Below are 21,939 nucleotides of genomic sequence, written 5' to 3' on the forward strand. Positions count from 1 at the left end.
ATAACGAAGGACCCAGCAAAGCCGCAAGATGAAGCGTTCAGTTCCTTTCGAGATATTCCGCTATGCCGCGATCTTTGCGGCAATGGCGGTGACGCTGGTGCCGATCCTGTGGATGATGTCGATGGCGTTCAAGCCGATCGCCGAATGGTCGGCGACCGGCGCCGACCTGACCTGGTGGCCGAAGAACCCGACACTCAGCAATTTCCGCTTCGTCTTCGGTGAATCGACCAACAATCTTATCGTCGCGCTCGACCGCACAGCTTTGAAGCCGATCCTGTCGTCGCTGCTGTCGGCCACGTTCGGCACGGCGATCGCCATGTCGGCGGGCACAGCGGCGGCCTACGGGCTGTCGCGCTTCAACTCGGGCCAGAACCTGCCGCTGGCGCTGATCCAGCTTCGCCTGTTTCCGCCGATGGCGGTCATGACCCCGGTGATGATCATGTGGGCCTTCCTCAACTTCACCGACAGCTGGTGGGGGCTGTCGCTGATCTACGGCATCGTCACGCTGCCTTTCGCCTTCTGGCTGATGAAGACCTTCTTCGACGACATGCCGCGCGAGATCGAGGAGGCGGCACTGGTCGAGGGCTGTTCGCGGTGGCGCGTCTTCACCCGCATCACGCTGCCGATGATGCGGGCGCCGCTGGCCAGTGCCGCGCTGTTCGTCTTCATCCTCAACTGGTCGGACTATCTGATTGCGCTGCTTCTGACGACGCGCGAATGGGTCACGGTCCCGGTCTACATGGCCTCGCTGTCCTCCTCGATGACCGGACAGCTCTACGGCGCCAAGGCAGCTCTCGGCCTGATCGCCGCGGTGCCGCCGGTGATCATGGGCATCGCCATCCAGCGTCATCTGGTGCGCGGGCTGACCTTCGGGGCGCTCAAGCAATGAGCTCGGTGACAGCCACGATTTCGGAGGGCGACATGCAAGCCTCCAAGGCGGCGTCGGTGTTGCCGGACGAGGGCGCGCGGCTCGGATTCCGGCTGACCCTGCCGGCGCAGATCCTGGTGCTGTTCATCGCCGTCTTCCCGCTGCTGATGCAGCTCTACATCAGCCTGACCGACTGGTCGCCGCTGTCGGGCACCGGCTGGTGGAATGCCTGGTCGATGTGGAACAGTTTCGCCAATTACACCGACCTTGCCGCGGACGCGCGCTTCTGGAGCGCGCTGAAGCGCACGGCCATCGTCATGATCGTCTGCGTGCCGGCGGAGTTCCTGCTCGGCCTCGCGCTGGCGACGCTGTTTGCGGACGAATTTCCCGGCAAGCGGATCTTCTATTCGATCCTCTTGATGCCGATGATGGTGGTGCCGGCGGTGGCCGGCTACATGTTCTTCATGCTGTTTCAGTCGGGCGGCCCGGTCAACGACATCCTGTCGGCGATGTCAGGCTTTCCCGTCACCATCGCCTGGCTCTCGGATCCGACGCTGGCGCTGATCGCGGTGATGGTCGCCGACATCTGGCAGTGGACGCCGCTAATGTTCCTGATCCTGCTTGCCGGCCTGGTCGGCGTGCCGGAGGACCAGATCAAGGCGGCGACGCTGCTCGGCGCCAACCCCTGGCAGCGCTTCGTCACCATCGTGCTGCCGAAGATGAAGACGATCATCATCATTGCGCTGGCGATCCGGGTGATCGAGAACTTCAAAATATTCGACACCCTCTACATCATGACCGGCGGCGGTCCCGGGGTCGCTACCGAAACCATCTCCGTTTACATCTACAAGCTCACCACGCAGGACCTGATCTGGAGCTATGTGGCGGCAATCGCGCTGGCCATATTGATCGTGCTGTCCATCGCCGCTGTGTTTGCCATGAAACGCATGGCCCGGGTACGCGAGGTGGCGGCATGAGCACGATCCATCTGCAAAACCTTGTCAAGAAATTTGGCGACTTCACTGCGCTGCAGACGATGGATCTGGCCATTGCCGACGGCGAGTTCATGGCGCTGCTCGGGCCGTCCGGCTGCGGCAAGTCGACGACGATGAACATGATCGCCGGCATGGAAGAGCCGACCAGCGGCAAGATCCTGTTCGGCGAACGCGACATGGCCGGCGTGCCGATGGGGCGGCGCGGCGTCGGCTTCGTCTTCCAGAACTATGCGATCTTCACTCATATGAGCGTGCGGCAGAACCTCGCCTACGGCCCGAAAATGCGCGGCGCACCAAAGGCCGAGATCGACCGCCGCGTCGGCGCCATTGCCGAGATGCTGCAGCTGACGCCGCTGCTCGACCGCAAGGCCGACCGGCTTTCGGTCAACATATTGCAGCGGGTGGCGATTGGCCGTTCGGCGATCATGGAGCCGGCGATCTTCCTGCTCGACGAGCCACTGTCCAATGTCGACGCCGCCTTCCGGGCGGTGATGCGGACCGAATTAAAGCAACTGCAGCGGCAGTTCCGGCAGACCATGGTCTACGTCACCCACGATCAGCTCGAAGCGATGACCATGGCCGACCGCATCGCGGTGATGGACCACGGCGTGCTGCAGCAGGTCGGCACGCCACTGGAAGTCTACAACAACCCGGCCAACGTCTTCGTCGCCCGCTTCATCGGTGCGCCGGGCATGAACCTGCTCAAGGGCTGGTTGGCGGAAAGTGACCGTGGCCTGGTCGTCGATCTTGGCCCACTCGGGGCGACGCCGCCGCTGCCGGTCGAGATCGCCGATGCCGCCAGCCGGATGCGCGGCGAGGTGTTTTATGGCTTTCGACCGGAGCAGGTGACGCTGGCCGAAAGCGGCCGTGGCCTCTGCATGCCGGTGAGTTTCGTCGAGCGGATCGGCGCGCGCACCATCATCCATCTTGGCGAGGGAGAGACCGCGGTGAAGGCGGTGTTCGACAATGATGTCGGGCTGGCGATCGGGCAGACAGCCGTCGTCGCGCCTGCGGCGGAGGCGGTGCGCGTCTTCGACGCCGCTACCGGCCTTGCGTTGAGAGCAGGTTGAGATGGCCGATATCGTTTTCCGTAATGTGACAAAACGCTATGGCGGCACGCTGGCTGTCGACGATGCCTCGTTCGCGGTCAACGACAACGAGTTCTTCTGCTTCTTCGGGCCGCCGCTGTCGGGCAAGTCGACGATACTCCGTCTGGTGCTCGGGCTGGAAACCCCGGACACGGGCGAGATCCTGATTGGCGGCAAGCCGGTCAACACGGTGTCGCCGGCGGAGCGCAATGTCGCCATGGTGTTCCAGAATCTGGCGCTGTTCCCGCATATGAGCGCGCGCGACAACATCCGTTTTCCTTTGGTCGAGCGGAAGGTGGCAGAAGCCGAGATCGAAAAACGCGTCGCCGATGTCGCGGCCAAGCTGCATATCAGACATATCCTGCACAAACCGCCGGCGCAGCTTTCCGGCGGTGAGCGGCAGCGCGTCGCGATCGCCCGCGCGCTGGTGCGTGATCCGGCTGCCTATTTGATGGACGATCCGATCTCGGCGCTCGACGCCCGGCTGCGCGAGGAGACGCGCGTCGAGCTCAAGCGCATCCAGCGCGAGCTCGGCAAGACGCTGATCTATGTCACGCACGACCAGGAAGAGGCGATGTCGGTCGCCGACCGCATGGCCATACTGGAGAGCGGCAAGATCAGGCAGATCGGCGCGCCGGCCGAGATCTATGACCGGCCGGCCAGCACCTATGTGGCGCGGCTGCTCGGCTCGCCGATGATGAACATATTGAAGTCGGTGCACGGCGCGGAAGGCGTGGAGGCGGCCGAAGGCACGATCCGCATCGCGGACAAGGCGGCGCCGGCCGATGCCGTCGAGATCGGGCTCAGGCCGGAAGACATCAAGGTCAAGGCCTGGTCGGATGGAATCTCGGACGGGGGCGCGGGCCGCCCGGCGCGAGTGTTCGAGGTCGAGCCGCTCGGCGGCTACACCGTGGTGACGCTCGCCGCCGGGCAGGCGCGCCTGCGGGCGCTGTTGCGCGGCCAGCCGGACATCAGGCCGGACGCGATGGTGGCGATATCCTGCGAGCCGGGCAGGGTGCATTATTTCGGGCAAAGCGGGGAAGCGCTGGCAAGATGACGGCGGCTGCAAGAAACGAGCTTCGGGAGGAACATATGGCAAGCGAAGAAATAGCGGGCAACGGCTTCGAGCCGGACGTTAAAGTCCGCACCAGGGAATACAGGATCGGCTGCGTCGGCGCCGGTATGATCATGGCCGAATGTCACCTTGCCGCCTACAAGGAAGCCGGTTTTCCGGTGGTGGCGATCGCCTCGCGCACCAAGGCCAGCGCCGAGAAGGTCGCCAAGCGCTGGGATATCCCGACCGTCCATAACACGCCGGAACAACTCATCGAGGACAAGAACGTCGAGATCATCGATCTTGCCTTTCCGCCGGACCAGCAGCCGGCGCTGATCCGCCATGCGCTGAACCAAGCACATATCAAGGCGATCCTGGCGCAGAAGCCACTGGCGCTGTCGCTCGATGAAGCCGTCAAACTGCGCGACGAGGCGGCCAAGGCCGGCAAGATCCTCTCGGTCAACCAGAACATGCGTTACGACCAGTCGATGCGCGTCTTGAAGCAGATCATCGACAGCGGCGCGCTCGGCGACATCGTCTTCGCCCAGATCGACATGCATGCGATCCCGCACTGGCAGACCTTCCTCGAGGACTATGACCGGCTGACGCTCGCCAATATGAGCGTCCACCATCTCGACGTACTGCGCTTCTTGTTCGGCGATCCCCTGGAGATCACCACCCTGACCCGCAAGGATCCGCGCACCCGCTTTGATCATTCGGACGGCATCATCGTGTCGACGCTGCGGTTCCCGTCCGGCGTGCTCGCCGTATCGCTGGAGGATGTCTGGTCCGGTCCGCGCCAGGAGGGCTACCAGGACGACCAGCACATCAACTGGCGCGTCGACGGCACCAAGGGTGTCGCCAAAGGCACCATCGGCTGGCCGACGGGCGCTGCGTCGACGCTGACCTACGCCTCGACCGAGACCACCGATGGTCAATGGGTGACACCCAGCTGGGACACGATGTGGTTCCCGCATGCTTTCATCGGCGTCATGGAGCAGCTTCAGCACGCGGTTAAGACGGGCGAGCCGCCAGCGCTGTCCGTCGCGGACAATGTCAAGACCATGGCGCTGGTCGAAGCCGGCTACCGCTCGATCGACAAAGGCCGGACGGTCAAGCTTTCCGAAATATCAACTGACTGAATCACTTACAGGGAGGAATTCACACCATGATGCAGGCAGGTATTTTCACGGGTTATTTCCCGTATGGCCTCAAGGAAACCGCGCAGAAGATCCGTGCGCTCGATTTCAACACCGTGCAGCTCGACCTGCATTTCAGGGATATCGACCTGTCGTCCGGGCAGATCACCAAGGACAGGGCCAAGACCGTCCGCGATACGTTCCGCGACCACAATCTGCCGATCTGCTGTGTGTCGGGCTACACCAACATCATCCATCCGGATATGGGCGAGCGCGAGAGGCGCGTCGGCTATTTGAAGGAGATCATCCGCAACGCGCGCCATTTCGGCACCCCTTACGTGATCTCGGAAACGGGTACCTACAACACCGAATCCGACTGGGTGCATCACCCGAAGAACAAGACCGAGGAAGGGTTCGAGGAATGCCGCAAGGTCATCGCCGACCTTGCCCAGACGGCCTATGACCACGGCGCGGTCTTCCTGCTCGAAACCTATGTCAACAATGTCGTCGGCTCGGTCGAGGAGACGGTGAGGATGTTCGCGCAGGTCGACCACCCAGGCCTCGGCCTGTTGATGGACCCGACCAACTATTTCGAAACCCACAATATCGACCGGATGGATCAGATCCTGAACCAGGTGTTCGACACGCTGACCGACAAGATCAAGATCGCCCACGCCAAGGACGTCAAGCGTTCCGGCGGCGACAAGTCGGAGAAGCACGCAGACATTGGCGACGAGGACGCGCTGGAGAGCCACACTTTCCGCGGCGTCGGTGAGATCGAGCTGCCGGCGCCCGGCCTCGGTTCGCTGAACTACGACCTTTATCTCAAGCGGCTGGCCGAAAAGCACCCGAACATCCCGGTCATCATCGAGCATCTTTCGGAAGACGACGTGCCGCGCGCCAAGAAATTCCTCGATGGGAAATTCCGCGCCAACGGACTGTGATGGCGCGGTTCGGCTACGAAACAAGGGAGGAAGAGAAATGTTGAAATTCGCGTTGAAAATCGCGGCTGCCGCGACGGTTCTAGCCGGTGCAACGCTGGGTACTCCGGCGGTGGCGCAGGACGCCCAGAAGACGTTCTACCTGTTGTCGCATGGCGGCCCGTCGGATGCCTTCTGGATCGACTGGAATGCCGGCGCGACCAAGGCCTGCGACCAGCTCAAGGTGACCTGCAAGATCTCGTTCAGCGGCGGCGACATGGCGGCGCAGAAGGAAGCCTTCAACTCGGCACTCGCCGCCAAGCCGGACGGCATCGCCACGACTTCGGCGCAGCCCGGCCTGTGGACCGAGGAGGTCAAGGCAGCGAAGGCGGCCGGCATCCCGATCGTGTTCTTCAACACCGACGATCCGGCAACCGGCCGGCAAGCCTATGTCGGCGCCGACCTTAGGGAAGCCGGTGTCATCTGGGCGAAATATCTGGTCGACCACAAAATGGTGAAGCAGGGCGACAAGGTGTTCCTGCCGGTCGAAGTGCCGGGTGCCAGCTACCAGCAGCTCGAGACCGAAGGCATTGCCAGCGTCTTCGATCCGCTCGGCATCAAATATGACGTGGTCGATTGCGGCACCGATCCGGCCGGCATCATCGCCAAGATGACGGACTACATGGTGGCCAACAATCCGCCGGCAATCATCGCGCTCGGCGATTCCGTCGCGGCCAGCGTCAAGCGGGTGTTCGATGGCGCCGGCGTGCCGGCCGGCAAGATTCCGGTCGTCGGCTGGGGCAATTCGAAGGAAACGGCCGAGTCCGTCAAGGCCGGTTTCGTCAACGCGGCTGCCTGGCAGTTCCCGTCGGCGCAGGGCTTCATGCCGGTGGCGCTGCTCGGGTTGGCCGCCGCCGGCGAACCGATCGGCTACGACATCCACACTTTCAGCCTCTACGACGCCTCGAGCGTCGAACCGATCCTGAAACTCTACAACAAGTGATTGGAACTGACGCTCGCCGCGCAGGCGGTGGGCCTCACCCTGGCGTATGGTTCGAGCTGTCATGACAATTGCCGCAGAAGAGGAAATGCCGCGTGCCAAACGCAGGTCGAGCCTGATCCGCTCGCCGCAGTTCTCGTCGCTCGTCATCCTGATCGTCCTGCTGGCGGTGTTCGCGATCGCCGATGCGAACTTCCTGTCGCCGCTCAACATCTCCAACATGATGGCGTTCCTGCCCGAGCTCGGCATCATCGCGCTCGGCATGACGCTGCTTCTGACGGCGGGCGAGTTCGACCTTTCGGTCGGTGCTGTGTTCGGACTGGCGCCGGTTGTCGTCATGCTGCTGGTGCAGAACGGCGGGGTGGATATTGGCGTGGCGCTGCTGGCCGGCCTGCTGCTCTGCATAGCGATCGGTGCGATCAATGGGCTGATCGTCACCAAGATCGGCATCTCCTCCTTCCTGGTGACGCTGTCGATGCTGCTCGTGGTGCGAGGCGCGGCCCTCTACATCACCCAAGGCTTTCCGCTGAAGTCCTGGGACCAGCCCGGGTTCTTCGTGACGCTGTTGGCCGGCAGCTTCAATATCGGAACGTTCCGTTTCTATACCTCGCTGTGGTGGTTCATCGGCCTGTCGCTACTGGCGATCTATGTGCTGCGCTACGCCAAGCTCGGCAACTGGATCAGCGCCATCGGCTCGAACCGTAACGCCGCCGTGGCGCGTGGTGTGCCGGCCGATGCGGTCAAGATCTGGCTGTTCATCCTGACCTCGGTGCTGGCCGGTCTCGCCGGCATGATCAGCGCCTTCCGCATTTCTGCCGCCTCGCCGGTGGCAGGCACCGGCTACGAGCTCGAAGTGATCGCCATGGTGGTGGTCGGCGGCACCGCGCTGACCGGTGGGCGAGGCACCATTTTCGGCACCATCGTCGGCGCGCTGATGCTGCGCAGCATCCGCAACGGCATCGTGCTGATCGGCGTGCCTGGGCTCGCCTACAACATCTTCGTCGGAGTCATCATCCTTGCCATGCTCATTCTGCACGCTTTGCTGCAGAAGAACGCCGCCAGGAGCTGACCATGGAAGTGCTTCGGCTGCACAACCTGCAAAAGTCCTTCGGCAGCGTCCGCGCCCTGAAGAGCGCCTCCTTCACGCTCAACGAGGGCGAAGTGGTGGCCTTGCTCGGCGACAACGGCGCCGGCAAATCGACGTTGATCAAGGCGATCTCCGGGGTGTTTCCGGTCGACCGCGGCGACATCTATGTGCGCGGCCAGAAGGTCTCCATCCGCTCGACGCGCGATGCGATGGATCTCGGCATCGAGACCATCCACCAGGACACCTCGCTGGCACCGGACCTCAGCATCGCGCGCAATCTTTTCCTCGGCCGCGAGCCGGTCAACCTCAAATGGCTGGGTGTGTTCGCGCCGCTCGATCTCGCGCAATTGCGCGATGCCGCCTCGGCTCTTTTGAAGCGCGTCGGCATCTCGAAGAAGCTCGACGCCGATGCGCTGGTCAGCACGCTGTCGGGCGGCGAACGCCAGTCGATCGCCATCTCGCGCGCCATGCAATTCGCCGCCAAGGTCATCATCCTCGACGAGCCGACCAACAATCTCGGCGTCGAGGAAACGCACGGCGTGCTCCGCTTCGTCAAGGAAGTGCGCGACGCCGGTCACTCGGTGCTTTTGATCACCCACAACATCCATCACGTCTTCCAGGTCGCCGACCGCATCATCGTCATGCGGCGCGGCGAGATCGTCGCCGAGCAGACGGTCGCCGACACCGACCTGCTGACCGTGGAAAGTATCATCACCGGCGCCGACATGTCGGCCCTGCTCAAGGAGACGAGAGCCAAGTGAAGGACGGGAGCAAAGTGAAGGAACTGGCCGTCACATGGTAGAGCTTTACGGCAAGACGCTGTCGCGCCGGCAGGTCTCGGAACGCTCGGGCATGCTGTCGCAGTTCGCCGGCGTGCGACTGATGACGCTTGGCGACGGCGTCGAGCGCGGCATCCGCATGCTCGAATTCCGCACCGGCTCGGGCCTGCGCTTCACCGCGCTGGTCGACCGGGCGCTCGATATCGCCGATTGCGACTTCAAGGGCCAGGCGATCGGCTGGCATTCGCCGAGCGGCTTTCGCAATCCCGGCCTGCACGAGTATGAAGGCGAGGACGGGCTGGCCTGGGCGCGGTCGTTTTCCGGCCTTCTACTGACCTGCGGCCTCGACCATATATTGTTCATGAACGAGGTACCCGCCGACACCTACAACTATCCGCCGAAGAAGACGGTGCGCCATTCGCTGCATGGCCGCATCAGCACCATCCCGGCGCGGCTGAGTGGCTACGGCGAGACCTGGGACGGCGACCGCTGCGTGTTGTGGGCCGAAGGCATCGTCCAGCAATCGACTGTATTCGGCGAGGATCTGCATCTATTGCGGCGGATCGAGGCCGATGTCGGCGGCAACGAGATCCGGCTTTCGGACCGTGTCGTCAATCACGGTTTCAACCGAACACCGCATATGTTTTTCTACCACATCAATGTCAGCCATCCGGTGCTTGACGAGGGCGCGCGCTATCTGGCGCCGATAAGGGATGTCGTTTGGGCCGGGCATGCCGGCGAGCGTTATGAGGCGCAAAAGGTCGGCTATCGCACGGTCCCGGCGCCGCAGCCGCGTTTCAGCGAACAGGTCTGGCAGCACGAGCTCGGCGCTGGCAGCACCGGCGAAGTCCCGGTGGCGGTGGTCAACGATAGGCTCGGCCTCGGGTTCGAGGTGGTCACGCGCAAGGACCAATTGCCCTGCACCTACCAATGGCAGAATTTCCAGGCTGGACAGTACGCGCTTGGCATCGAGCCGTCGACGCATCATGTGCTGGGAAATCTGGCGGCGCGCGAACGCGGCGAGATGATCTGGCTGGAGCACGGCGAGAGCCGCTCGTACGATGCGGTGTTCCGGGTTCTCGACGGCGCCGGCGAGATCGCCGCCGCCGAGAGCCGGATCGCGGCAATCGCCAGGCAGCCGCAGCAGGATTATCCCCAGCCGTCGGGCCGTTTTCCTGTTCTTGGAGGCAGGTCGTGATAATGGCTAGGACGATACGAGACACCAGTTGGGAGGCTGGTCCCGGCCGGAGCGGGGAGGGTTCGCGGCCGAGCTGGAATTGGAGGTCACAATGGCTGGCACGGTAAAGCGCGATTACAGCCTGGTCGGCGAAAGCACGCGCAGGGCGATCGAGACGGGACTGGCCTCGGCGGAGTGGTACCACACCGATGTCCCCCGCAAGGCGATCAAGGAGTTGATGCAGCGCTCAGACCGCCCGGCGATCCGCGACACGATCATCTGGATCATCGCCATCCTCGGCTCCGCCGCCGGCGCCATCTATTTCTGGGGCACCTGGTGGTGCGTGCCGTTCTTCTTCGTCTACGGCGTGCTCTACGGCTCCTCCAGCGACTCGCGTTGGCACGAATGCGGCCACGGCACGGCTTTCCGCACGCGCTGGATGAACGATGTCGTCTACCAGATCGCCAGCTTCATGCTGATGCGCAATCCGGTGACCTGGCGCTGGAGCCATGCCCGGCACCATACGGACACGATCATCGTCGGCCGCGACGCCGAGATCGCCGTGATGCGCCCGCCGGACCTGCTGCGTGCCGCGCTGGCTTTCACCGGCATCCTCGATTTTCGCTATTCGCTTCCGGCGCTGGTACGCCAGGCGTTCGGCAAGCTGACGCCCGACGAGAAAAGCTACGTTCCCGAGATGGAACAGCACAAGGCCGTCATCGCGGCGCGCTGGCATATCGCGATCTACATCGCGACGATCGCGCTCGCCGTGTTCATGCGGTCGTGGATACCGGTGGTGCTCATCGGCGTGCCGCGCCTCTACGGCACCTGGCACATGGTGCTGACCGGCCTGCTGCAGCATATCGGTCTGGCCGACAACGTCGTCGACCACCGGCTCAACACCAGGACCGTCTACATGAATCCGATCAGCCGGTTCATCTACTGGAACATGAACTACCACGTCGAGCATCACATGTTCCCGATGGTACCGTATCACGCGCTGCCCAGGCTGCATGAACTGATCAAGCACGATCTGCCCGAGGCGAACCCGTCGATATGGCATGCCTATCGCGAGGTCTGGCCGGTCCTGCTCAGGCAGCTCAAATACGAGGATTATTTCCTTAAGCGCGAACTGCCGCCAACGGCACGGCCCTATCGTGGCGAGTTCCACGAAGTGAACATGTCGGCAGCGGCTGAGTAGGCACTGCACGAGCGCAACGCAGAAATTTCAGGAGAAGCAGAGATGGCCGATTGGGTCGAAGCGTGCGCCGTGGACGATGTCGAAGAGGAAGATGTCATCCGCTTCGACCATGGCGGCCGCACCTTCGCGATCTACCGTTCGCCGGACGATGAATTCTTCGCCACCGACGGGTTTTGTACGCATGAACAGGCTCATCTGGCCGACGGGCTTGTCATGGACGACATCATCGAATGCCCCAAGCACAATGGCCGCTTCAATTACAAGACCGGCCAGGCGAAGGGCGCTCCCGTTTGCGTCAATCTCGCGACCTATCCAGTCAAGGTCGAAGCTGGCAAGGTGATGATCCAGATCGCCTGACCGGCCTTCTGTCACGTAGCAAAGGGGACCAAAATCCATGAGCCGGAAAAGACCGACCGTCGCCGACCTGCGCGCCATGAAGGGCAAGCGGCAGCTGACCATGCTGCGCGTGCTGACGATGGACGAGGCCGAGGCCGCCGAACGCGCCGGCGTCGATATCGTCTCGGTGCCGCCGGAGCTGGTGCTCAATCCGCAATACCGCGATGCGGCACCCAGCCTGTTCACCATGCCGGGCGAGAATTTCTTCGAGATCGGCACCGCGGATGATTTTGTCCGCTGGGCGTTCCGGCTCTACAAGGCCAGCGCCGATGCGGTCTATTGCAGCGCCGGCTACGCCACCATCAAACGGATGGCCGACGATGCAATTCCGGTGATCGGGCATGTCGGCCTCATCCCGTCACGCGCCACCTGGACCGGCGGCTTCAAGGCCGTCGGCAAGACCGCCGATACCGCCATGCAGGTGTTCGAGGCGGTGAAGCAACTGGAGGCCGCCGGCGCGATCGGCGCCGAGATCGAGGTGGTGCCAGTCGAGGTGGCCAAGGCGATTTCGGAACGCACTTCGCTGATCATGCTATCGATGGGGGCGGGCACCGGCTGCGATGCGCAATACCTGTTCGCAGACGATATCCTCGGCCAGAACCGTGGCCACATGCCGCGCCATTCCAAGGTCTATCGCAACTTCGCCGCCGAATACGACCGCCTGCAGGCCGAACGCATCGCCGCCTTTTCCGAATATGTCGCTGATGTGAACAGTATGGCGTATCCCGAAGACAGGCACGTCGTGCACATGGATCCGGACCAGCTCAGCCTGTTCCTGGAGAAGATCGAAGCCGCATGAGACACACCGGCAACAGCGCGAAGCGCCATCGCGGATCGTAAAAACGCCGGTTCGGCGGCAGGGCCAGGTCATCGCATAGCCGGCTGCGATGTCACACGAAAGTTTGTTGGTCCATGTCTGGACGGCATCGGCCAAATGCAGTTGAAACCGGTGCGTCATCGGTTTTGCCGGACATTTGTGCGGTTGCCGATGAGGCGGGAGAAGATTCCCCTTCGGACAGTTCTGCGCATGACCGCCATTCCCGAAAACAAAGCCTTACCCGAAACCGCGCCGGCGGCGCGGCAAGCCCGGCGGGTGGCGCTGATCGTCGCCGTCGCCTTCTTCATGCAGCTTCTGGATTCGACCATCATCTCGACATCGCTGCCGCAGATGGGAGAATCCTTCGGCGTGCCGGCGGTGGCGATGAGCATCGGCATCACCGTTTATATGCTGACCATGGCGGTGTTCGTGCCGCTGTCCGGCTGGCTCGCGGACCGGTTCGGCGCGCGCAACATCTTCCTCGTGGCGATCGCCCTGTTCACGCTGGCCTCGCTCGCCTGCGGCATTTCGCAGAACCTGGCCGAATTCGTTGCCGCGTGCGCGGTGCAGGGCGTGGGCAGCGCGCTGATGACGCCGGTCGGCCGCATCCTGGTGCTGCGCAATGCGCCGAAGTCCGAGCATTCTCAATGCTACGGCGCTGATCACCTGGCCGGCGCTGTTTGCGCCGGTGGTCGGGCCGGTGCTTGGCGGCTTCATCACCACCTATGTCTCCTGGCACTGGAATTTCTTCATCAACATTCCCCTTGGGGTCGTCGGTTTGGCGCTGGTCGCCCGCTTCATTCCCGGCGACCGCGAAGCCGGGGCCAAGCCGCTCGACTGGCCGGGCTTCCTGCTGACCTCGGTGGGGCTCGCCGCGATGCTCTATGGCCTCGAGCGCATCGCGCATCCGGAAGAGGGTGCCTTGCCGACCGTGGCACTGCTCGCCACGGGCATTTTGGTCGGCTGGCTGGCGGTGCGGCATCTGCGACGCGCCAACCATCCGCTGCTCGATCTCACAGCTTTCAAGGTGCAGACCTTTGCCATCTCGACGCTGTCGGCCGGCACGATTTTCCGCATCGCCATCAACGCCACGCCGTTCCTGCTGCCGCTTTGGTTCCAGGTTGGCTTCGGCCTGAGCCCGGTCGATGCTGGCATGATGGTCCTGGCCTATTTCCTCGGCAATCTCGGTATGAAGGCGGTGACGACGCCGACGCTGAGGCGGTTCGGCTTCCGTTCGGTGCTGATCGTCAACGGAGTGATCGCCTCTTTGTCGATCATGGCCTGCGCGGCGCTTACGCCGCAGACGCCGAAAGCGTTGGTGGTGGTGCTGATGCTGATCGCCGGACTGTCGCGTTCGATGCAGTTCACCGCGCTCAACACACTGGCCTTCGCCGATGTGGCCTCACCGCAGCGTAGCTCGGCGGCGACGTTGTCCAGCATGCTGCAGCAGGTGGCGATGCTGTTCGGCGTGGCGGTCGCGGCGGCGTTGCTCAACCTGTCGCAGATCGCCAGGGACGCTGCGGCGCTCGATCTCGTCGACTTCCGACTTGCCTTCCTGGTGATCGGCGCAATCGGGCTCGTCGCCTCGTTCCGCTTCCTGGCGCTGCCGAGGGCTGCCGGCGCCGAGGTCTCGGGCCATGTTTTGCGGATTTGATGCAGGAACTGCGCGGCGAGCGCGGACATGAATTCCGCCTGCTCCGCTCGTCCGGGAGCAAACCTTTACCAGCGGTTCGATCGGCACGATCATTGCAAAAGTGCTTGAGTTCCGGGCATTGCGCCAGCCTCGCCAATCGGTGCGTCCAACCGCGGAATTTCCTCGCAAGCCGGCCTGCAATGCGCGGATTCATTTGACGAATTGGTCTTGAGCCGATTAGCTTTCGTTCCGATGGCCGCAGAGGGAGCAGGGCGTAGCCATCGCGGGTGAAAGCGGGCAATGAACGCGACCGGCTGGCTAAACTGGAGAAGCCTGAACCAGGAGGGCATTGTCTTTGCCATCGCGGTCGTGCTGTTCATTGCCGCCGCCATCGGACTGCCCGGGTTTATCAATTCGAACAATCTCGTTGCAATCGTGCGCTCGGTCTCGGTGCTGGGCATATTGGCGCTCGGCATGGCGGTCGTCATTATCGGCAGGGGCATCGACCTGTCGGCGGTGGCGATCATGGCGATGTCGGTTGCGTGGTATCTGCAATTGCTGAATTCGGGGATGTCCGACGGGCTGGCCTTCGCCTATGTGCTAGCCGGTGTTCTCGCCATCGGGCTGTTGAACGGCATTTTGGTTGCCTACGCCGAGGTTCCGGCGATCTTCGTGACGCTGGCGACCGCGTCCTTCGTCTTCGGCTATGTGCGCTCACAATTGATCACACAGGACGCCGTGCCGGTGCCGCCCGGCCATTGGGTCGAGCTTCTGGGCGGGCTTCGGTTCCTCGACATCCCGGTCGAGGTTTTTGTCTTCGCCGGGCTGGCTTTCGCCTTTTTCCTGTTCCTGCGCTACACCAAATGGGGCCGCTACGTCTATTTCGCCGGCGACAACCCGGTTGCGGCGCGCAATATCGGCATTCCAGTGCGCCCGATGCTGGTGCTGCGCTACGTGTTGTCGGCCTTGGTCTCGCTGATTGCCGGCTTGCTCACCGCCGCCAGCCTGCATTCGATCAACACCCGCATCGTCAATTCCACGCTGCTCTACGACATCGTGCTGGTGGCGGTGATCGGCGGCATCGGTCTATCGGGCGGGCGGGGCGGGGTGCGCAACGTGCTGGTGGGTGCCGCGCTGATCGGCATCCTGCTCAACGCCATGACCATCATCGACATTCCGCTGCTCTATCAGAACCTGATCAAGGCGGCGATCCTGCTGGCGGCGATCATCGTCGATGGGTTCATCAATCCGCGCGACGAGCAGACCGCGCAGCAAGGCGACATTTAGACTGACGCGAACGGTTGGGGCCGGCCGCGAACGACAACGACCAAACCAGAGGATGTGACATGAAAATGATCAGGACGTTTATGGCCGCCGCGGCAGCGCTTGCCGTCTCCGCCTTCGTGGCGCCAGGCTTCGCCGCCGAAGATCCGGGTCCGGGCGCCTATTCGCAAGCGCTCAAGGGCAAGCGCGTGATGCTGGTGCCGATGGCGATGGGCTTCGATCTGGCACAGGGCTGGGCGCATTACCTGAAGACCGAGGTCGAGGCCTGGGGCGGCGTGTTCGAGACGCGTGACCCGAACTGGGTGGTCGATGCCGGCGCGCAGGCGATAACCGACGCGATCTCGTCTGACATGAGGCCGGACGTGCTGATCATCCATTCGCCGGACCTCAACTCCTATGCCAAGCTGATGAAGAAGGCGCAGGCCGCCGGCACCTATGTCCTGCTGGTCGACAATCCGGCGAACTTCCCGGCCGATGCCTTTGTCGGCAGCGACTGGGATCGGCTCGGCCAGCTGGAAGCCGAAGCGGCGATCAAGGGTTGTGGGCCGAACTCCTCCAAGAAGATCGGGCTGGTGCAGGGCGACCAGGCCAACTCGTCGAGCCTTTATCAATATGCCGGCATCATGAAGGTGCTGGACAAGAACCCCGACTTCAAGGTCGTGGCCAAGCCTGACTCGAACTGGGATGCGACGACCTCGCGCAACGTGACGACGACGATGCTGCAGCAGAACCCCGACATCTGCGCCATCATCGATTTCTGGGACGGCGACGCGACGGGCGCATCTGCTGCGATCCGCGATGCCAAGCTCGAGGGCAAAGTCTTTCTGGTCACCACTGGCGGTGGCGAAAAGACTGCTGATTGCGACAAGCTGCAGGACGGCACCTATGGCGCGGTGGTGATGACCGACCTTGCCCGCCAGTCGGGCGACATGAACGCCGTCATCAAGTTCCTGTTGCAGAGTGGCCAGCCAGCCGGCACCTCGCACACCTACATCTACACGCTGGAGAAGGCGACGACCAAGGCCGACCTCAAGCCAGACAGCTGCTGGGACTTGAAAGCACTGCAAGCCCAAGCTGCGGCCAAGTAAACCGCGGGTCCGTTGCAAGCATCGACGAGGTGGCCGGACCTTGTTCGGCCGCCTCTTTCTCTCTTGAGTGGCAGCAGCAACCGATGTCCTTTCGCGAACGCCTTCAATCCTGGCGCTACAATCTCGTGCCCGACCACCTTGTCGGCGAGATCCTAAGCAAACGCTGGACTGATAACGCCATTCCGTTCCTGGCGCTGGTGGCGACGCTCAGCGTGTTCGGTTCGATCATTCCCGGCTTCTTCAAGCCGATGTCGCTGCAGGAATCGACCCGCCAGCTCGGCGAATTTTCGCTGGTCGTCACCGGCATGACGGTGGTCATGCTCGGCGGCGGCATCGACCTTTCGGTCGGCTCGATCTTCGCGCTGTCCTGCTTTTCCGCCGTGTTCGTCTTTTTCATCCTCGAACAATCGGTATGGCTGGCGCTGGCCGCCTCGATCGCCACCGGGCTGCTGTTCGGCGCGATCAATGGTTATCTGATCGGCTATTTCAGGCTGCGCGCTTTCCTGACGACACTGGTCACCTTCATCTTCGGGCGGGCGCTGTTCGACATATTGGTCACCACCTATGCCGCCGACGTCCAGCTTTCCGATGCCACATCGGATGTGCTGGACTTCATCGGCGACGATACCTTCTGGGGCCTTTCGGTTGCGGTGTGGGCGGCGATTATCCTGGCCATCATCACCCATGTCGCGCTGACGCGCTCGCGGCCCGGCTGGCATGTGCAGGCGGTGGGCGGGTCGCGGCGATCGGCCCACAATGCCGGCATCCGCGTGCGCCGCACCGTGTTCATGACCTATGTGTTCTCCGGCTTCTGCGCCTCGCTCGGCGGCTTCCTCATCGCCTGCCGGCTGAGCGGGGCAGGGCCGGGCACAGGGCTCAATCTCGAGGTCATGGCTTTGACAGCAGCGGTCGTCGGCGGCGTCAGCCTGGGCGGCGGCCGCGGTTCGGTGATCAAGGGGCTGATGGGCGCGATCATCGTGCTGACGATGACCAACGGGCTGATCCGGCTGGGCTATGGCACCGGCACCAACCAGATGGTGTTGGGCATCATGCTGGCCGTGGCGGTCACCATCGACATTCGCTGGCTGAAGAACCGCCACAAGGTGCTGGACGAGGTCTATGTCGCACCGGTCTATTTGAAGATGGGGGCAACGCAGTCGGCCGCACCGGGCTCCGGCACGCCTTACGAGCTCGACAATCGCCTATCGGAGGCCGACCATATCGGGCTTGGCGAGCTGGAAGGGCCGGAAGACGTCATCCTCGACCGCGACGACCATCTCTATTGCGGCACCAGGCATGGCGAGATCGTCCGTTTCTTTGCGCCGGATTACAAACGTTCGGAGGTCTTTGCCCATATTGGCGGCTTTCCGCTCGGCCTGGCCTTCGACAAAACAGGCAATCTGATCAGCTGCGTCGGCGCGATGGGCCTTTATTCGGTCTCGCCGGAGCGGGAGGTGAAGCGGCTATCGGCGGAAACGTCGCGCTCCTGGACTTCGATCGTCGACGATGCGCGGCTGCGCGATCCCAATGATTGCGACATCGCGCCGGACGGCCGCATCTACTTCACCGATTCCACCAAGCGCTATGACGCCCACGACTGGGCGCTGGACTCGATCGAGAACCGCGCCACCGGGCGGCTGCTCGTCTATGACCCGAAGGACGCTTCGACGAAGACATTGCTCGACGGCTACCGCTACACCAACGGCGTGTGCATGGCGCATGACGGCAAGTCGCTGTTCTTTGCCGAAAGCTGGGCCTGCCGCGTGCACCGCTACTGGCTGGAAGGGCCGAAAGCAGGCACCGCCGAATGCGTCATCCGCGACATGCCGGGCTACCCCGACAACATCAACCGCGCCTCCAACGGCAACTACTGGATGGCCTGGCTCGGCATGCGCACGCCGAGCTTCGACCTGTCGCTGCGCCATCCCGACATGCGCAAGCGCATGACGCGCCGGCTGCCGCAGGACGAATGGCTGTTCCCCAACATCAACACCGGCGGTGTGGTCAAATTCAACGAGAAGGGCGGCATCGTCGAAGCGATGGGCGACCTGTCGGGCGCCGCGCATCCGATGGTCACCTCGATGCGCGAGCACAAAGGCTATCTGTTCGTCGGCGGCATCCTCAACAATCGGATCGGCCGCTACCGGATTGCCGGTGCCGACCCGAACTGGACCAGCCCCGCTTCCTATTGGGGAGCGAAGCCATGATGCTGGACCCGATCCTTGACATCTTTCGCGGCAAGGCGGTGACAATCCCGCCGCTCGATGGCGCCTTCAGGCCGAATACGCTGCTGGACGATGCTCCGGCTTTTGTTGAACTGCCGGAGCCTGACAACCTGCTGATCGATAAGGACCGGTTGCTGGCGGCCAGCGGCAATGCCGTCTATGCGCTCGCCGCCGGTGCCGCGCCGACGATAGTCGAGACATTTCCGTCCCCGGTCACAGCGCTCGCGCGCTCGCCCGCCGGCGAACTGACGGTCGGGCTCGAAAACGGCAGGCTGTTGATCGCGGGTAAGGACGCTCCGCTACCGGCCGAAATCCGCTGCATCACAGCGCTCGCCTACGCAGAAGATGGCACGCTTTGGCTGACCAATGGCTCGGCCGAACACGGGCCGTCGCAATGGGCCGCCGATCTGATGAAGAAGGGCGCTTCTGGTTCGCTGTGGAAGCGCGAACCGGCAGGCAGCGAATTCCGCAAGCTCGCCGGTGACATCGCCTTTCCCTATGGGCTGCATCCAACCGGCAAGGATGTGTTGGTCAGCGAGAGCTGGCGGCACCAACTTATCCGCTTCGACGGCGCGACAGGCAGCCGCTCGACGGTGCTGGCGCATCTGCCCGGCTATCCCTCGCGCCTGTCGCCTGCCGCCGGTGGCGGTGCCTGGCTGGCGCTGTTTGCGCCCCGCAACCGGCTGATCGAATTCGTGCTGCAGGAAACGCACTATCGAAACGACATGCTGGCGCAAGTGCCGCCGCAGCACTGGATCGCGCCGGCACTTGCCTCCAACCGCAGCTTCCTCGAGCCGCTGCAATGCGGCGGCATTCGCACCATGGGCATTCACAAGCCATGGTCGCCGAGCCGCTCCTACGGCGTGGTGGTCAGGCTCGACCGGGAGATGCGGCCGCAATTCAGCCTGCACAGCCGCGCCAACGGCACGCGCCACGGCATCTGCAGCGTGGCGGAGAAAGACGGTCGCCTGTTCATTGCCTCGAAAGGCGGCGATTGCCTGCTGGCCATCGACTTGGGTCCAGGAGGACATCGCTGATGGAACCGATCGTCCGCCTGGAGAACGTGACCAAGACCTATCGCGGCGTGCCCGCGGTGAAGAATGTCAGCTTCGAGCTGCGCAAGGGCGAGATCCACGCGCTGCTCGGCGAGAATGGCGCGGGAAAATCGACGCTGACCAAGATCATCGCCGGCGTCGTCGACGCGACCTCGGGAAAGATGTTCCACAACGGGCAGGAGATCGCCTACGCCTCGCCGCATGCGGCCCTTCAAGCCGGTATCGCCATGGTGTTCCAGGAGACCAGCCTGGTGCCGTCGATGACAGTGGCGCAGAACCTTTATCTCGGCACGGAAAGCTTTCTCAACCGGCTGCGCGGCACCTACATTTCAGCGCAGCAATTCCTGCAGTCGTTGAACTTTCCCGTCGACCCGAACGCCATGGTGGCGACGCTGGGCGCGGCCAAACGGCAGATGGTCGAGATCGCGCGCGCCGTCCACCACAATGCCGAGATCATCATCTTCGACGAGCCGACGGCGACGCTGACGCCGGAGGAGAAGCGGCACTTCTTCGCGCTGATCCGCCGGCTCAAGGCAAGGGGTGTGTCGATCGTCTTCATCAGCCATGCGCTCGAAGAGGCGCTTGATGTCGCCGACCGCATCACCATTCTGCGCGACGGCGAACTGGTGATCACCGACGACACAGCCGCCTTCGATCGCGACAGGGTCGTCGCCGCCATGGTCGGGCGCACGCTGTCGGGGCAGCTCTACAGCCAGCGCGACGAGGCCAAGCTGCGCAAGGCCGGCAAGAAGGTGCTGTCGGTGCAGGACATCTCGATGAGCAATGTCGTGCGCAACAATTCCTTCTCGATCTTCGAGGGCCAGATCACCGGGGTGTTCGGGCTGATCGGCTCGGGTCGCACCGAGACGTTCAAGATCGTTTCCGGCATCTACAAGCGCGACTTCCTGCGCGGCGGCACCATAGAGCTGGACGACCGGCCGGTGCGCTATCTCGTTCCGAGCGAGGCGGTGGCGGACGGCATCGTCTATGTCACCGAAGACCGCAAGAGCGAGGGGATTTTCGAGACCATGGACGTTGCCGAGAACCTGTTCGGCGGCTTTTTGGCGGCCGGGCGGGAAAAGGGCTGGGTGATCAATGCGCAGGAGATGCGGGCGCTGTCGGCCGAATGGACCAAGACGCTGAACGTCAAGGCGATCAACGACAATGCGCGGGTGGTCGAGCTCTCGGGCGGCAACCAGCAGAAGGTGGTGATCGGCAAGGGGCTGGTGCAGAAGCCGCGCACCGTCATCTTCGACGAGCCGACGCGCGGCGTCGATGTCGGTGCGATCGCCGAAATCCACCAGATCATCAACCGGCTGGCCGATGAGGGCCTGGCCGTCGTCGTCATCTCGTCCTACCTGCCGGAGATCATGAACCTGTCCGACCGCATCCTGGTCTGCCGGCAAGGCCGCATCGTCGAGGAGTTCTCGCCGGCCGAGGCGACGGAGGAGAAGATCATGTATGCGGCGGTTCATTAGGTTCCAGGCGATGCGTACTTCGACAATTGGCGGAGTCACCAGTCCATTCGTCATCGAGGGGCGAAGCAAGGAGCGCAGCGACGCGGCGCAGACCCCAGGATGACGACGGTGAGGGCCTCTGCATTTCCAGGGTTCTGGGCCGGCCTGCAAAACGTGAATCACCAGAGCAAGTTAGCCGCATTCGCTACCAAGCCGATTCAACGACCTCTCTCATCGATTCAAACCGAAAGGAGCCTGCCCATGGCCACCACAAGACTTCTGACCGATGCCGAGGTCGAGGCGATTCCCGCTGTGAAGGCCGTGTTCGACGACATCCGCGCGACGCGCAAATCCGATTTCGTCAATAATTTCTGGCGCGGGCTGGCCAATGATCCGGTCTCGCTGAAGCGGGTGTGGGAACAGCTCAAGGCGGTGATGGTCGCGGACAGCGTCATCGACCCGCTGACCAAGGAGATGATCTACATCGCCGTCTCGACAGCCAATGGCTGCTCCTATTGCGTTCACTCCCACACCGCCGCCGCCCGCGCCAAGGGCATGACCGAAGCGCAGCATGGCGAGCTGGTGTCGATCATCGGGCTGGCCGGGCAGACCAACCAGATGGTGACAGCGCTGCAGATTCCGGTCGATCCGGAGTTCGAGGTGAGGTGAGGTGCGG

19 protein-coding genes and 1 pseudogene are annotated in these 21,939 nt (G+C 63.2%); all 20 read left to right on the top strand.

What is annotated here, in order from left to right:
* The first annotated feature begins 28 nt into the window (after positions 1–28).
* Positions 29–889 (top strand): carbohydrate ABC transporter permease, encoded by an 861-nt coding sequence (locus NKH05_RS18890; RefSeq protein WP_023721285.1) that lies wholly within the window; start codon positions 29–31, stop codon positions 887–889.
* The gene (locus tag NKH05_RS18895; RefSeq protein ID WP_352481600.1) at positions 886–1,845 is read left to right on the top strand and encodes a carbohydrate ABC transporter permease; all 960 of its coding nucleotides are present in this window, start codon (positions 886–888) and stop codon (positions 1,843–1,845) included. The genes NKH05_RS18890 and NKH05_RS18895 overlap by 4 nt, the downstream gene beginning before the upstream one ends.
* Complete coding sequence (locus NKH05_RS18900; RefSeq protein WP_352481599.1) at positions 1,842–2,933, top strand: ABC transporter ATP-binding protein; 1,092 nt, start codon at positions 1,842–1,844, stop codon at positions 2,931–2,933. Before NKH05_RS18895 ends, NKH05_RS18900 begins: the two co-directional genes overlap by 4 nt.
* 1 nt (position 2,934) lies before the next feature.
* The gene (locus tag NKH05_RS18905; protein WP_352481598.1) at positions 2,935–4,008 is read left to right on the top strand and encodes an ABC transporter ATP-binding protein; all 1,074 of its coding nucleotides are present in this window, start codon (positions 2,935–2,937) and stop codon (positions 4,006–4,008) included.
* Positions 4,009–4,043: 35 nt separating this feature from the next.
* Positions 4,044–5,147, top strand: coding sequence for a Gfo/Idh/MocA family protein (locus NKH05_RS18910; RefSeq protein ID WP_352481597.1), 1,104 nt, complete (start codon positions 4,044–4,046; stop codon positions 5,145–5,147).
* A gap of 26 nt (positions 5,148–5,173) precedes the next feature.
* A complete protein-coding gene (locus tag NKH05_RS18915; protein ID WP_352496044.1) occupies positions 5,174–6,088 on the top strand; it encodes a sugar phosphate isomerase/epimerase family protein in 915 nt (304 codons plus the stop codon).
* Positions 6,089–6,125: 37 nt separating this feature from the next.
* The gene (locus NKH05_RS18920) at positions 6,126–7,067 is read left to right on the top strand and encodes a sugar ABC transporter substrate-binding protein (RefSeq protein WP_352481596.1); all 942 of its coding nucleotides are present in this window, start codon (positions 6,126–6,128) and stop codon (positions 7,065–7,067) included.
* Positions 7,068–7,113: 46 nt separating this feature from the next.
* Positions 7,114–8,133 (top strand): ABC transporter permease, encoded by a 1,020-nt coding sequence (locus tag NKH05_RS18925; RefSeq protein ID WP_023721278.1) that lies wholly within the window; start codon positions 7,114–7,116, stop codon positions 8,131–8,133.
* Positions 8,130–8,912 (top strand): ATP-binding cassette domain-containing protein, encoded by a 783-nt coding sequence (locus NKH05_RS18930; RefSeq protein ID WP_352481708.1) that lies wholly within the window; start codon positions 8,130–8,132, stop codon positions 8,910–8,912. Before NKH05_RS18925 ends, NKH05_RS18930 begins: the two co-directional genes overlap by 4 nt.
* 34 nt (positions 8,913–8,946) lie before the next feature.
* Positions 8,947–10,128, top strand: coding sequence for an aldose 1-epimerase family protein (locus NKH05_RS18935; protein WP_023721276.1), 1,182 nt, complete (start codon positions 8,947–8,949; stop codon positions 10,126–10,128).
* A 91-nt stretch (positions 10,129–10,219) separates the two neighbouring features.
* Complete coding sequence (locus NKH05_RS18940; RefSeq protein WP_353025881.1) at positions 10,220–11,308, top strand: fatty acid desaturase family protein; 1,089 nt, start codon at positions 10,220–10,222, stop codon at positions 11,306–11,308.
* A gap of 42 nt (positions 11,309–11,350) precedes the next feature.
* Positions 11,351–11,665: a MocE family 2Fe-2S type ferredoxin gene (locus NKH05_RS18945; RefSeq protein WP_352481591.1), complete on the top strand. Its 315-nt coding sequence runs from the start codon at positions 11,351–11,353 to the stop codon at positions 11,663–11,665.
* Positions 11,666–11,702: 37 nt separating this feature from the next.
* On the top strand, positions 11,703–12,503 hold the full coding sequence (locus NKH05_RS18950) for a 3-methyl-2-oxobutanoate hydroxymethyltransferase (protein WP_352496048.1): 801 nt from the start codon (positions 11,703–11,705) through the stop codon (positions 12,501–12,503).
* Between the two features lie 228 nt (positions 12,504–12,731).
* Positions 12,732–14,175: pseudogene (locus NKH05_RS18955) on the top strand (DHA2 family efflux MFS transporter permease subunit).
* A 279-nt stretch (positions 14,176–14,454) separates the two neighbouring features.
* Positions 14,455–15,441: an ABC transporter permease gene (locus NKH05_RS18960; RefSeq protein WP_352496049.1), complete on the top strand. Its 987-nt coding sequence runs from the start codon at positions 14,455–14,457 to the stop codon at positions 15,439–15,441.
* 59 nt (positions 15,442–15,500) lie between these two features.
* Positions 15,501–16,526 (top strand): sugar ABC transporter substrate-binding protein, encoded by a 1,026-nt coding sequence (locus NKH05_RS18965; RefSeq protein ID WP_353025882.1) that lies wholly within the window; start codon positions 15,501–15,503, stop codon positions 16,524–16,526.
* Positions 16,527–16,609: 83 nt separating this feature from the next.
* Positions 16,610–18,733 (top strand): ABC transporter permease, encoded by a 2,124-nt coding sequence (locus NKH05_RS18970; protein ID WP_352481586.1) that lies wholly within the window; start codon positions 16,610–16,612, stop codon positions 18,731–18,733.
* Positions 18,730–19,788, top strand: a complete 1,059-nt coding sequence (locus NKH05_RS18975) for an SMP-30/gluconolactonase/LRE family protein (protein ID WP_023721269.1) — start codon at positions 18,730–18,732, stop codon at positions 19,786–19,788. Before NKH05_RS18970 ends, NKH05_RS18975 begins: the two co-directional genes overlap by 4 nt.
* The gene (locus tag NKH05_RS18980) at positions 19,788–21,284 is read left to right on the top strand and encodes a sugar ABC transporter ATP-binding protein (protein WP_352589802.1); all 1,497 of its coding nucleotides are present in this window, start codon (positions 19,788–19,790) and stop codon (positions 21,282–21,284) included. The genes NKH05_RS18975 and NKH05_RS18980 overlap by 1 nt, the downstream gene beginning before the upstream one ends.
* Before the next feature lie 240 nt (positions 21,285–21,524).
* Entirely contained in the window at positions 21,525–21,932 is a 408-nt protein-coding gene (locus NKH05_RS18985) for a carboxymuconolactone decarboxylase family protein (RefSeq protein WP_352481584.1), read from the top strand.
* Positions 21,933–21,939 lie beyond the last annotated feature (7 nt).

It is taken from the genome of Mesorhizobium sp. M1399 (assembly GCF_040317735.1).
Taxonomy (GTDB): domain Bacteria; phylum Pseudomonadota; class Alphaproteobacteria; order Rhizobiales; family Rhizobiaceae; genus Mesorhizobium.

What these genes read in the sequence shown, in the direction of transcription:
- NKH05_RS18890 (WP_023721285.1), top strand. Translation starts at nt 29, where the DNA reads ATGAAGCGTTCAGTTCCTTTCGAGATATTCCGCTATGCCGCGATCTTT.
- NKH05_RS18895 (WP_352481600.1), top strand. Translation starts at nt 886, where the DNA reads ATGAGCTCGGTGACAGCCACGATTTCGGAGGGCGACATGCAAGCCTCC.
- NKH05_RS18900 (WP_352481599.1), top strand. Translation starts at nt 1,842, where the DNA reads ATGAGCACGATCCATCTGCAAAACCTTGTCAAGAAATTTGGCGACTTC.
- NKH05_RS18905 (WP_352481598.1), top strand. Translation starts at nt 2,935, where the DNA reads ATGGCCGATATCGTTTTCCGTAATGTGACAAAACGCTATGGCGGCACG.
- NKH05_RS18910 (WP_352481597.1), top strand. Translation starts at nt 4,044, where the DNA reads ATGGCAAGCGAAGAAATAGCGGGCAACGGCTTCGAGCCGGACGTTAAA.
- NKH05_RS18915 (WP_352496044.1), top strand. Translation starts at nt 5,174, where the DNA reads ATGATGCAGGCAGGTATTTTCACGGGTTATTTCCCGTATGGCCTCAAG.
- NKH05_RS18920 (WP_352481596.1), top strand. Translation starts at nt 6,126, where the DNA reads ATGTTGAAATTCGCGTTGAAAATCGCGGCTGCCGCGACGGTTCTAGCC.
- NKH05_RS18925 (WP_023721278.1), top strand. Translation starts at nt 7,114, where the DNA reads ATGGTTCGAGCTGTCATGACAATTGCCGCAGAAGAGGAAATGCCGCGT.
- NKH05_RS18935 (WP_023721276.1), top strand. Translation starts at nt 8,947, where the DNA reads ATGGTAGAGCTTTACGGCAAGACGCTGTCGCGCCGGCAGGTCTCGGAA.
- NKH05_RS18940 (WP_353025881.1), top strand. Translation starts at nt 10,220, where the DNA reads ATGGCTGGCACGGTAAAGCGCGATTACAGCCTGGTCGGCGAAAGCACG.
- NKH05_RS18945 (WP_352481591.1), top strand. Translation starts at nt 11,351, where the DNA reads ATGGCCGATTGGGTCGAAGCGTGCGCCGTGGACGATGTCGAAGAGGAA.
- NKH05_RS18950 (WP_352496048.1), top strand. Translation starts at nt 11,703, where the DNA reads ATGAGCCGGAAAAGACCGACCGTCGCCGACCTGCGCGCCATGAAGGGC.
- NKH05_RS18960 (WP_352496049.1), top strand. Translation starts at nt 14,455, where the DNA reads ATGAACGCGACCGGCTGGCTAAACTGGAGAAGCCTGAACCAGGAGGGC.
- NKH05_RS18965 (WP_353025882.1), top strand. Translation starts at nt 15,501, where the DNA reads ATGAAAATGATCAGGACGTTTATGGCCGCCGCGGCAGCGCTTGCCGTC.
- NKH05_RS18970 (WP_352481586.1), top strand. Translation starts at nt 16,610, where the DNA reads ATGTCCTTTCGCGAACGCCTTCAATCCTGGCGCTACAATCTCGTGCCC.
- NKH05_RS18975 (WP_023721269.1), top strand. Translation starts at nt 18,730, where the DNA reads ATGATGCTGGACCCGATCCTTGACATCTTTCGCGGCAAGGCGGTGACA.
- NKH05_RS18980 (WP_352589802.1), top strand. Translation starts at nt 19,788, where the DNA reads ATGGAACCGATCGTCCGCCTGGAGAACGTGACCAAGACCTATCGCGGC.
- NKH05_RS18985 (WP_352481584.1), top strand. Translation starts at nt 21,525, where the DNA reads ATGGCCACCACAAGACTTCTGACCGATGCCGAGGTCGAGGCGATTCCC.